6 protein-coding genes are annotated in these 12,558 nt (G+C 36.3%); 1 reads left to right on the top strand and 5 read right to left on the bottom strand.

Translation table 11 applies throughout. The annotated features are described in order from the left end of the window. Positions 1-269: 269 nt before the first annotated feature. A complete protein-coding gene (locus SJY24_RS11485; protein WP_377864688.1) occupies positions 270-1,079 on the bottom strand; it encodes a GH25 family lysozyme in 810 nt (269 codons plus the stop codon). Next, positions 1,079-1,504 (bottom strand): phage holin family protein, encoded by a 426-nt coding sequence (locus tag SJY24_RS11480; protein WP_377864687.1) that lies wholly within the window; start codon positions 1,502-1,504, stop codon positions 1,079-1,081. The genes SJY24_RS11485 and SJY24_RS11480 overlap by 1 nt, the downstream gene beginning before the upstream one ends. Positions 1,505-1,755: 251 nt before the next feature. Here SJY24_RS11480 and SJY24_RS11475 point away from each other — a divergent pair, with 251 nt between their 5' ends. Then, positions 1,756-2,106 (top strand): hypothetical protein, encoded by a 351-nt coding sequence (locus SJY24_RS11475; protein WP_377864686.1) that lies wholly within the window; start codon positions 1,756-1,758, stop codon positions 2,104-2,106. A 131-nt stretch (positions 2,107-2,237) separates the two neighbouring features. Here SJY24_RS11475 and SJY24_RS11470 read toward each other — a convergent pair whose 3' ends face one another. From SJY24_RS11470 to SJY24_RS11460, 3 genes are read right to left on the bottom strand one after another with little or no spacing between them, the layout of a single operon-like run. After that, the gene (locus tag SJY24_RS11470) at positions 2,238-7,184 is read right to left on the bottom strand and encodes a phage tail spike protein (RefSeq protein ID WP_377864685.1); all 4,947 of its coding nucleotides are present in this window, start codon (positions 7,182-7,184) and stop codon (positions 2,238-2,240) included. Then, positions 7,181-8,668 (bottom strand): distal tail protein Dit, encoded by a 1,488-nt coding sequence (locus SJY24_RS11465; protein WP_377864684.1) that lies wholly within the window; start codon positions 8,666-8,668, stop codon positions 7,181-7,183. The genes SJY24_RS11470 and SJY24_RS11465 overlap by 4 nt, the downstream gene beginning before the upstream one ends. Positions 8,669-8,709: 41 nt before the next feature. After that, positions 8,710-12,351 (bottom strand): phage tail protein, encoded by a 3,642-nt coding sequence (locus SJY24_RS11460; protein ID WP_377864683.1) that lies wholly within the window; start codon positions 12,349-12,351, stop codon positions 8,710-8,712. Between the last annotated feature and the right edge of the window lie 207 nt (positions 12,352-12,558).

Genomic DNA, 12,558 nt, shown 5'->3' with positions numbered 1-12,558 from the left:
GGTTTTCGCTTAATAGGTTTAATTGTAAAACCAATTCTTAAAGCATTATCTAAAAGTAAATTTTAAATCTCATAAAAATTAAGATCCCCTTCTGCATATGAGTGCACAAGGGGATCTTTCTCTTATTCTATTTATTCTACAGACATTGAATATAAATATAAAAATAAGAAACGGTGTATATTTACCCTAACATTTATAAAGATGAAAATCAATATATAATTATCTACATATAGAACCAGATAATAATTTTTGTTCATAAAACTATTCTTTTATTTTTTAATGTACTCATACCACCAGTTTCTTTCATCCATCCAAGCTGTAATCTTATCAAGCTCGCCATTAGGTAGTACTTCAGTTTGTAAGTATGCTAAACCAGTTAATGGATCAGAGACAACCTTCCCTTTTGTTCCACGCTCATTCATAGCGTTTACGACTTCCTGAACCAATGAAATACCAAAACCACCAGATTTAACATATTGATAGCCACCGTTGGAAACAGCTTGTTCTAGCTGTTTCTCTTCTGTAAACCAAGCTAACGGTTTGCTACCAATTAGAGAATTCAAATCACACTTACCGATACCAGGTACATTACCAGTTTCAGAGTACTGCCAAATATCACAAGGGTATGCTGGTTTATTCCCTCCATAGCGTGGAATCCATACGAAATCACAATTAACATTTGCCATTCCGAATGGAGCATACATATGATGGCCAACATATAAACCAACTTTTTTAGCACCTAATCGGCGTAATTCATTGATAAATGCTTGTGTACCAGCTCGCATATCATTCATTGTTTTAACTTCAACATCCGCCACCCAGACTGTCGCATTCTTATCACCACGATTCCAGAAATCACGGGCTTCTACGCGTGCATCGTTTTCAGAAACAAAACGACAGAATGCATAGTTACCAAACGGAACGTCATGCTGCTTCATAGCTTGTACATAGCCTTTATACAATGGATCTACATAATTTGAACCATCTTGTACACGAGCGATGATGAATTCTACGTATTCCTTTGCTATAGGCCAATTAATGTCACCATTCCATTTTGAAATATCAATAATATGTCCCATTACTTAGCATCTCCTTTTCTATCTTCTTGTTTTTGTTTACCGCCTAAAATCTCAACTGCATTTGTTAGCGCTGAAGGTAAAGGAATCCCCATACGACCAGCATTTTCTAAAAGCGAAAGAAGCTCATTCCTGACAAAGAAAAAGATTGTTGCTTCACGAATCGCGCTATTTGTTCCCACAATCGCATCTGCTTGAGTAGCTGCTCCGACCAAAAGAAAAAGCACCACCTTTTTGGCGATGCCTTTGAAACCAACTTTACTTTTTAATTCTCCGTTATATCCTGCTGCTATCATGCCAGTTAAATAATCAATAACTGCCATTGTTACTAAGATCTTCACTGTTGCATCCCATCCTCCCAAGAAATACCCACAAAAGCCACCAAATGTAGCTACAAATGCTTTCAGTAATACATCAATACGATCCATCTTTTCCTCTCCTTTTCTAAGAATAAAAAAGCCTGCTATAAGCACACTTCGTTTTGTTATAAAATCCATATTTTGTTCAGAATGATTTTACTATTCTTTATTTTCCTCTTAATGTTTTATCGAACTAAATTTTTTGTTATCGTTTAATAGTACATATGTCTTAATGACTGGTATACTGATATTTAAAAACATAAAACGCTAATTCATTTAAGGATATTCATTATCTCTTAAATTAGAAAGCAGGTATAAATATGGAAGAGATAATGAATTTGTCCTTAATTTTCTTTTTCTTTCTTCTAATAGTATTCATTGCATGCTTTATATTACAAGTATTCATGAGAATTTTTGGAAGGAAGAAAACACATGCCAGATCTATTGAAAAGGAATTAAAAAATCTTTCCTCAACACAAGAAACTGGCAGTCATAACGATTCAGGAACAAATGCTAATGATGCTGAAGCAAGTTGGATGAATGTAGTAATGACAACAGCATTTGTTACGGCAGCTATGAAAAGCGCTAATGAAAACTCAGAAAGTAATGACCACGGTTCTGATTCATCGATTCATAATGACTCCTTTGAAGATGCAGATTCACAAGATTGATGTAGCTTAGTGATTTAATAAACACCATTCCTAGCGTTTATTAAATCACTCCTATATGCAAAATAACAAAACTGTTATAAGCACGCCTCGTTTTGTTATAGATGCCGTATTTTGTTCAAAATAAAAACAGCTTATAGCTGCTCCGGTTTCTCGTTTATTAATTTTCGAACTAATAATTGTTCTAACACTTCAATTCTACGGTTCATCTGCTTATTTTCTTCTTTTAACCCTTGAATTTCAGCATCTTTAGCATGTTTTTCTTCCTGGAATGCTTTTATTTGAATTGCTAAAGAAGAATATATTTCAGCTGCATTTTTTTCTTTTGTAACGAAACACCCAGGAGTATTTTTATCATCCGCAATCCAACCATAGTGAGTTTCTATATCGTTTGTTGTAAGAATCGGGTCTCCTTCAACACGATTCATTCGTTTCTCATACAGGTCTTCTATATCTGTTTTCAAGTTGTATTGTTGGATTTGGAGTGCCATAATTTTTTCTATTGCACTAAACTGTACATCGCGAATATTTGTTTTGTACTCCCGTTTCGATGCCGTTTGGAATGACGATGCTGTGACAGCATTAAAAGCGTTCCCTGTTCCATCTTTAACCTGAAGTGTTTTATAGCCATCAACGTTACCGTTACGCAAAGTTACTGTTTGGAAGCGAAGATCCGTTTCGGAGTTAGGTGTTGCAACTATATCAAGCATATTTTTACCTTTTAAGTTAAAAACAATAGAAGACTGACAGTCCATCCATACAGATTTAGCTCCACCTTTTAATGTGACTCCGTCTGTTGCTTCTGCCCAGAACGAACCACCTTTCGCATAATGACCTATACCTTTACCGGAGTTAACAGTTACATTCCCATTCATACCTGCATTCAGAGTCAAATCTCCTGATCTTTTGAATGCAAGCGAACTTACAAAATAAGGATCTCCGTTAAAATCTTTTCCGTTTATTATTCCTAAAAATCCTTGCGATGGTTGTTGACTGAAGACAACAGAACCATCTTGAAAACTTGAATCTCCCCCTAATACAATCGTTGGTTGGAGTTGGTTTGCGGAATTTGTATAGTATCCAAGGTAAACTCTGCTTAAATTTGATTCCATTAAACGGATAAATTGCTTTTGAATATGAACATAATTAACGCCATTGTCTGTCCGTATTGTGGTTCCTTTAAGTTCCTGTGCTTCTAAATTCTTTGCTATAGTTGTTCCATCTAATTCTATTTTACCCGCTTTAATTTTAATGGTTTCTGCCGTTTGATTTATGGATGATATGATTTCACCTTGTTTAACGGTACTAAGAATATTTTTCTCAGTAACTTGAATACGACCTTCCATATCCCTTACATAAGCATTCGTAGCGAATTTACCATCAGATTGGGTTTGTGTATACACCTCTGTCTTTTTTGCTGCTAAATCGATACCTTTCTCATTAACGCTAAAACGGTTATCGATCAGAGTCATCTTTTGATTGTATTGTTCAGTTGCAAGTTTATTAGCTAATTCTCCAAGCAAATCTTCTTTATTTTTATTAACAGTCTGCTTCAACTCAGGTATCTTAAATCCAGCAACATAATCCTCTACTTCCTTGATTGCTACTTTAGCCCCGATTTCTTTTGCCTGTTGCTCAATTTTAGAATTTGCATCAGTAAGTTTTTTCCCTTGAGAATCTACTACATTATTTAAATTACTAACTGTGGAAGATAATCCGCTTGCTGTTTGTTCTACTGTAGTCATACGCTTTTCAAATCCAGATTGGCTGTTTTGTACATCTGTTACCGTAGTTTTAACGCCATCCACACTTTTTTCAATCTCGGTTGTTTTAGACTGGAATGCACCTTGTGTTACTCCATCTTCGGGAGCAAGATTCCAGGCTTCAAGTAAGTCACCAAATGTAACCAAAATTCCAGTGAATGTTGCATCAGCAGTAGTAGTATTAGCGGTCGCTACGTTTACACGGACATCTTTTAAAGTACCAGTATATTTTGTTGTATCAAAAGAAACTGAAATACGTTTCCATCCATCTGTTACTTCTTTTTGCGAAATAATAGCGTAATAATTTTTATCTGTTCCGTTTTGGTCATATGTGAATCTCATATATAGGCGTGGATATTCATTAGTAGAAGTCACCGTTTTTACATTAATATAGCAAGAAGCAACGCCTTTTTTATTCACAAATAGTTCTTTCTGTAAAATCTGAGTAATAAACGCTGTGTTACTTGTTAATTGCAAACCTTTCTTAATATCTGGGACACCTGGTATTGCAACATCGACAATTTTGGTAGTAACCGCATTTGTAATTCCGACCCATCCGTTTTTATCATTCGAAAAATCCGAGTTAATTGCATAGTTTCGAACATTAACTTCCCTTGTTTCTAAACTTGTAAGCTTTTCACTGATCTTCCCTGCTTGTTCTTTAATTTCAGTTGTTGTTTTCTTAAGTTCACTTGTTGTTTGCTGCACATCAGAAATAGTCTTTTTTGTACCTTCTACAGTGGATTCAACCGTATTTAATTTATTACTGATTTCAGTATCTTTTTTCGTTAACGATTCAATAGAAGTTTTAAATCCATCGGCGGTTTGCTCTGATTTCGTCATACGTTCAGTTAGCTTCCCTTGTTCGTTTTTTATATTTGAAACGGATGTTGTCACACCATTGATATTTTTCTCTATTTCAACTGCTTTTTTAGTAAATTCACTGTTTGTTAGCTGATCTTCAGGAGCTGGTGACCATGTGGAAAAAACAGTTCCTTCAGCTAACTTTGTTCCTGCAATAAACACTTCACCAGTAGTCTCTTTATTTTTTTGCGTTCCAAAATAAATCCGCGCTTCATTTGTCTTAAATTCTACTTCTAATTTAAAATGGTGCCATTTCCCATCAGATAAATCCTTAGGTAAATTAACAATTTTATACGTAGGTGTAGTGCTTCCGTCACGTACTCCCATCGCCATAGTTAGATTACTAGACTTAAAGAACGCTGAAATAATATATTGACCAGGTGTTACTTTAATATCTCTCATAAACCATAAATCAGCTATATTGTTTGTTCGCGTTAACTTTCCGCAATATGCAAACTCAGGTATATCGGTAGCTTGTTCCACAGCACCGTTCCCACTTTGTTTATCCCATATAGTCCAACCCGTAGCATCACCCGTACCAAAGTTTGAATTTGTAATTACGTTGCGTTCTGCAACTTTAGCGTTATCAACTTTTGATGTGACTTGAGACAATGATTCTTTTGTCCCTTCAGCCATTTGTTTCGTTTCATTCACTGTTTTTGTGACTTCTACTACATTATTAGAAAGAATTTTTAACTCTGACTTCTCAGCTTTTTGTCCAATAGTTTCATTTGTTTGTGTAATAGATGTATTAATGTCTTGGAACTTCTGCACGTTCCCTTGTTTATCAGTTTCATAAATTTGTTTGCCGACAAATCCATTATTAATCTCATCTTTTGTGAAAACACCTGATTTATCGGCTTTATCTTTAATTTGTTCCTTAACAAAATTTGAGTCTACTTTTCCCTGAACCTCTTTTTTCACATCAGAAATTTGCCCAGCTATTTCTTGCGCTTTATTGTCCACGGTTTGAACCTTTTGATTTAACTCTGTTTTTGTGGACTCAATATCTTTATTTACCTGCTCTAATGTTTCTTTCTTCACCTTTTCTACATCAGGGACAACCGGGTCCCAAATACCATCTTTCCAAAGTTTTAAAATACCAGGTTTACCGTTAGAAATATCTAGCCATAGTGTTTTTCTATCTTTAAGACCTGTTGTCGGTGGGCTCTTAGATTCAATGATTTCGGCGGTATTATTTTTAATATTCTCTTGCACCTTTTCAGCAAGTGCTTTTGCCGCTTCTGATTCTTTCTGTGCATTACTAGCCGTTTCGTTAGCTTCTTTTACCAACTTATCTAACTGATCTATCATTTCTTGCTTATTGCCTAATGAACTAAGGATACGATTATAAATCTTTCTTAATTCTTCATTTGGATCAACGATTTCATGATAATCTCCGTACACATATTTATCTTGTGTAGGGTCTTTAAATGATTCATCACCAGCGATTGTTCTTGCTTCTAAATACAATTTAGGCGTAAAGCCTGTATCTTTGATTTTGATTGTATCGCCTTCATTAATTAGTTCATGTGCTAATCCAAATACTCGTCCGATGCTTTGTGCTTGAACTTCATACAAAACGGATGTATTTACACGCTTTTTTAACTCTGTATTCATAAGAGTCATTAAGCGTTTCGAATTCATATCTTGGTCTTCTGTCTCTGGACTATAGAAACCGAATTTATGCTGTCCTTTCTCATTCCATCTTTGGAAAGCATCACTGTCCACAAGATAAGGGACACCGTTATTTATTTCCGTAATAGTAACAAACTCTCCACCTTCTTTTTTCACGAAACCTAATAAGGCTGTACAAATATTTTGAGAGTTTTCAATCCGTTTAATCCCCATCAAATCTTTGCCGAGAGTTACTTCTTTCCCTGTTTCTCGACCGCGCTTCTTAATCATGTCAACATAACGACCAACGACTTGTGATCCTACAACTTCAGCGCGATATTGGATTTCTAATTCAAATAATGAAGCTATCTTTTTAAGGAGAGTCAATGGATCAATAAATTCATCAATAGTCATGGAACGGAAACTAGCATATTCCAAATTCCCTTTCTTCCACTTCGTGCCCGCAAGAGCTATATCCACCATTTCAATTACTGTCTTACCTTCTAGCTTTTGTGGAGGGATAATTCCAGCTTTAGCAAGTTGAACCCATTCACCAGATGCATAAGCAACTACCGATCTATCATCAGAGTCTTTTTCTATTTCAGTGATTACATAAGGAACGATACGACCATCACGCACTTCTTTTAATACTAAGTTTTGCTGCATAAGTGTGGATGAATGCCTTGTATTATCAAATACTCGAAACTCTAATGTATCAATGTTATTTTTGATTTCCCAATGTCTTTTATCATCCCAATAATCTTTAGGCTGAATGGATGCTACGATTTGTTCTGTTTTAAAATCAACAACATGCAATTCACCACTTGGCGTTCTCATCTGTATCTCTCCCTATAACTGATTGTTGCATTTACATCTGGCGGCATAATATCAATACGATTATCTCCACGTATGATCTTAGGAAACTCACTAAATATATCTTTAATGTTAATAGCATCTTTTCCATTAATCGTAACAAGGCTTCTTTCTGTATCGATAATTACTTTGTCGCCTGCATCGAAAATATAAGGTTTAGTATTTGAAGGGACTTTGTTTATCTTCCAAATCTTTAAATCATCAATCTGCATGGTATAAACAGGTGTATTTCTATCGTATCGACAAATAGCAATCATGACTTGTGCAATCTTTCTTTCCGTCATCGGATTCCCTGTTTCGTCAATCCAACGTTCAACAAGTGAAGCATCGTCTATTTCCGTGCCATCCTTAAAACGTGCCACATAAACAGACCATTCTTTCCCACGTCTTGCAATACGCAACCTTCCGTAAAAATTGTTGAAAGTATTAGGATGCGCTCCACTTGTATCAACTAACTTCCGAATACTATTAGGTGTTCCATTATTCCCAACTCTCATATATGCCTTTGTAATTTCAGCATCCCAATATAAATCATTGATGTTTATTCGAGATACAATATTACTCGCTTCATCCAAAAGTAAAACTTCCACCCGTCCCATTTGATCTATGTTTTTAGACTGCAAATGTACTCGGGCTTCCATTTCAAAATCTTGCATTGGTCCACCAGGTATACTTTTCTTTGAAATACCACCATGATATCCTTTCGTGCCCTCTTCACCGTAATACGGACAATAAATAGCCGTCCCATCTTTTACTTTAAGTTCCCCTGTACCTTTCATGTCATCAAAAACCCCCGTAACAGGAGTCCAACCTACAACGGATGACATTTCATCCCACAAGACCCGTTCTCGCTCTTGTACAGTGGATTCTTCCACAGTTAATGGGTAACCAATTCGAAAGTAATTTCGATCATACGGATATACGCCAAACCATACATCTAAAAAAGTGCTTGGTTTTTTTACAGTCATTTCAATTATTGGTGGCGCTTCTACGCTGCCTTTATTAGTAAAATTAGAGGTTATTTCTGTAGACCAAATTTGAGTAAAGGTGTGTGTGTTTGTTTTCCCTAATTTATAAGGCATTGGACAAATGAATTTAATAACTCCTTGTCCAAGTGTTACAAACTCATCTGGATCAAAACCATCATCCACAACAGCTAAATATGTTCTATTTGGTTCTACATCGAAAGTAAGCTCTACTGGTTGCTCTGTAATTAACCAATTTGCGATTTCTTCTTTTAATAGTTCTAAGTTTCCACCATCAGGAACAATAATTCCGACAGGAATAGAAAGAACACGAATTTCAGTTTGCGTATTTAATAATCTTGCACCAGGATAACCTGGAACACTTAATAAATTTCTCTTCAATGACGCCCATGCGGGTCTTTTCCATCCTTTTTCTAATTGAACGAAATCTTTACGTTCCTTGTTAAATGTAAAAGAACTCATTTTGACACCTCATTTCCTTATAAAATAAAAGAAACCCAAACCTAAAAGGCTGAGTTTCTTTGTTCTTCTCGTTCTTGATACTCTTTTGTATATCGATAAGTGCCGCGCGCCACATCTCGCCCCTCTAAAACAACAGGAACCTCAATTACTAAATCGCCACCTTGCATTGGCATTACTCCATTAGCCCCGGATGTTCCAGGAGAGTAATTGAATACTTGATTTGCGACGCTACTTGTCATAGCTTGTCTACTATTTGACATGTTTCCATACACACCACTCATAACACCTTTTAATCCTGATAGCTGACTCATAGAATTAGCCATCATACGACTCATATCACCCATTAATTGATTCATAGTTCCAGTGATACCAAGTGATTTTTCTTTCGAAGATAACGGAGTAACTGTAATTGAATTACCTTTTTTCGTAAACATCTCAGGTCCAGCTTCACCCGTAATAAATGAGCCATCCCCTACAGGCTTTCCACCTTTAGCAAGCATCGGAACATATGGAATTGTAGGAGCGCTTACTCCTGGAATTTGATTTAATAATTGAGCTGGTGTATTGAAAGCATAAATGAATTTATTTATCATACTAATAATTCCATTTATAGCCGATTTTATACCACTTTTGATTCCACTCCACACACCGAGTATAGCCGATTGCATACCTTCGAATGCACCACTAACAGCCCTTGTTACCCAACGTACAGGTGTCATAATTGCATCTGTTAATCCACTCCATACTGATGCTGCTGTGTATTTAATTCCTTCCCAAATATTTAAAAGTGTGGATTTAATACCATTCCACACACTGGTGCTTGTACTACTAATCATATTCCAAACTGTTGATATAGCTTCTTTAATGTTATTAAAAATAGAACTTGCTGTAGAAGCGATTGAACTCCATAAACTAGACAAGTAGTTTTTTACAGCGTTCCATACCGCACTTGTTGTAGAACTAATCGTGTTCCATGTATTTATGATCCATTCTTTTATTGAACTAAAAATTGGTACCACAAAAGCAACTAATCCATTCCAGCATGTTTGCAAGAAATTCCTAACTGCATTCCACACAGCCACTGTTGCTGAACTGATTGTATTCCACACAGTAATGATCCATGACTTGATTTGTTCAAAAATCGGCATAACAAATGCTACAAGCCCATTCCAACAGGAAACTAAGAAATTCTTAATCGTTTCCCATACAAAGCTTGTAGTAGAACTAATGGTATTCCAACATTCAGAAATGAAATTCTTGATACTTTCAAATATTGGAGTAGCAAAGTATAAAATAGCCGTCCAAATCGCTTGTAAATATTGAGTAATGAAATTCCATACGGATTGGATCACTGTGGAAATGCCATTCCAAATCATAGAGAAAAAATCAGCGATTCCTTGTAAAATTGGTGTTAAAAAAGCAACTATCCCATTCCAGGTGCTAATGAAAAACTCACTAATCGCTGTCCACACTTCTGAAGTGGTTTGACTGATACTATTCCAAACTTCTGATAATGTCTCAACTACCCCATTCCAAATACCGGTCAAATATTCAACAATTGAATTCCATGTTTCCATAGTAGTTTCAACCATCGAATTCCATGTTTCAGTTAAGTACTCCGTTATTCCATTCCATAGTTCTACTAAAAACTTTTTAATTGAGTTCCAAACTGCTGATGTAGATTCACTAATACTATTCCATGTTTCACTTGCCCATTGGGCTATCCCATCCCATATTCCTATTAAAAAATCTCCAATAGCATTCCAAGCATCAATAGTCCATTTCTGTATAGAATCCCAATTTTGATAAATGGCAATACCTAAAGCAACAACTGCGGCTACAACAATAGCAATTAATGCTACCCATCCCATCATTGCAGCCCCTATGGTGGATATGACAACAACAATTGGTGCTAAAGCCATAAATGCACCCGAAATTACCCCGATAGCTACCGCTATGGCTGCCAATGTAGCTGCTAATTTAGGATTATTAGAAATCCAATCAGCGATTTTAGCGACAACATCAGCTATCACACTAAGAACCGGCTTGAGAGCTACTTGTAAATCTTGCATTGCTTTTTGGAATTTAACAGCTGGACTTGCATCTATTTTAGAAGTAGCACCGTGTAAATCTTCTACTCCTTTTTTGAGATCTACTTGCTTCCCTTCTGCTTTCAAAATCGTATCGATAATTTTCTTTCCTTGGTCTTCCCAAAGGGTACCAAACATCTTTGTACCAAGCGCATTTCTGTCTGTCGCATTTTCAACACCAGCTAAAGCTTTGGTTGCTTCAAGCATCGCTTTTTGTCCGCCCTCGCCACCTTTAGCGATAGCTTGACCCCAGTTTTCAAACTGATCTGCCGAAATCTTTGTTTTATCTAAAACCGCTTGCATGGACTTATCTACACCGGCACCGAATTCAGCCATTTTAATACGGCCTTCTTTAACTCCGTCTAAAAGGTTATCGATATTCCAACTTTTCGTATCGACCCCAGCTGACATTATGCCTTGGACCTCTTTAGCTGTAAAGCCGGCTTGGACCATTTGGTCACCATATTCAGCAATAATGTCTAATTGTTCAGGTGGAAAACCTGTTTTTAATAAAGTGTTAACTAATCCTAAAGCCTCTTCATTAGTAATTCCTAATGTTGCACCAATCTCATTTGTTTCCTGTATAAGCTCATTAAAATCAATCCCTGCATAACTTGAAGCGATAGTTGCCGCTCCTTTAACTACAGCAGCATTTGTTTCATCAGAAGCATCCTTATTCAATGCCCATTGTTTTCGAACACCCTCTAAGGCTTCTTCTGCATCCACACCATAAGTAGTTACTCCCCTTATAGCTTCTTCTACCGATTTTTTTGAGGACTCTAGAACATCAAAGCTTATATCAATTTTCGTTTGCAACTTTGACATATCCATCGCTTTTTCAACGGCAGTTGCAATACCGCCACCAGCGGCCATACCACCTATGACATTTTCTAGTCCAATCTTTAAGCCTTCAAATTTTTTCTCTGTTCTTCCAGCTTCTTGTTGTAAATCTCTTAACTCATTTCGTACTTGTTGTATTGAGTTCCCCGCATCCACAGATCGGAGTGCTCGCTGTAATTTTTCAATATCTGCTTCAGTTCCTAATGCTTCACGACCGATTATTCCAATCGCTTGCTCTAACTGCCGACTTGTAGCTGTTCCGCTTCTAATTGCATTCACAAGACGATTTCCTAATGCTCCTGCAAAATCATCAACGCTTTTTCCTGTAGCACTAAACAATGTTTCTAATTGCCGGGTGGAATTAGCTACATTGTCTTGTTCTGCTTTCATGTTTCCGAGTTTATTTTTCAGACCATTAAGAGATCCTTCTGTAAATTCAATTTCACGGCGAAATGCACGATATTGTTCTTCAGAAATTTTACCGTTTTGAAATTGAGCTTGGACTTGTTGTTCAGCAGCCTTTAATTTATCTAGCTTTTGTGTTGTATTTTCAATTTGTTGTGTAAGCAACTGTTGTTTTTGCGCCAACGCTTCCACATTACCAGGATCAAACTTTAGCAACCGTTCAACATCTTTTAACTCTTTAGCCAAAGAATCACTTTGTTTATTTACATCTTTTAGGGCATTTTGTAACGGTTGAGTATTACCGTTGATTTCAATTGTAATTCCTTTGATTCTTCCTCCTGCCATCATCTCACCCCTTTCTTAGAACGAATCGAAGTCTTTTTGATTTGCTGTACGAGTTTTGTCTTTGTCCGGATTTTCCATCTCAGCGAATTCAGCAATATAATCAAAACAATCACCAATAGTCATTTCTTCTAAATCACCATGTGATAATTTCGCTTTATAACAAAGAGCAAGGAACGTATCGGTTGTTAACTCTTCATCACCGAAAGTCTC

The organism is Bacillus sp. R86525, assembly GCF_042466195.1.
GTDB lineage: Bacteria > Bacillota > Bacilli > Bacillales > Bacillaceae_G > Bacillus_A > Bacillus_A nitratireducens.
The sequence above is the reverse complement of the archived record's forward strand: the minus strand, read 5'-3'. Positions and strand labels throughout refer to the sequence as shown.

What these genes read in the sequence shown, in the direction of transcription:
- SJY24_RS11485 (WP_377864688.1), bottom strand. Translation starts at nt 1,079, where the DNA reads ATGGGACATATTATTGATATTTCAAAATGGAATGGTGACATTAATTGG.
- SJY24_RS11480 (WP_377864687.1), bottom strand. Translation starts at nt 1,504, where the DNA reads ATGGATCGTATTGATGTATTACTGAAAGCATTTGTAGCTACATTTGGT.
- SJY24_RS11475 (WP_377864686.1), top strand. Translation starts at nt 1,756, where the DNA reads ATGGAAGAGATAATGAATTTGTCCTTAATTTTCTTTTTCTTTCTTCTA.
- SJY24_RS11470 (WP_377864685.1), bottom strand. Translation starts at nt 7,184, where the DNA reads ATGAGAACGCCAAGTGGTGAATTGCATGTTGTTGATTTTAAAACAGAA.
- SJY24_RS11465 (WP_377864684.1), bottom strand. Translation starts at nt 8,668, where the DNA reads ATGAGTTCTTTTACATTTAACAAGGAACGTAAAGATTTCGTTCAATTA.
- SJY24_RS11460 (WP_377864683.1), bottom strand. Translation starts at nt 12,351, where the DNA reads ATGATGGCAGGAGGAAGAATCAAAGGAATTACAATTGAAATCAACGGT.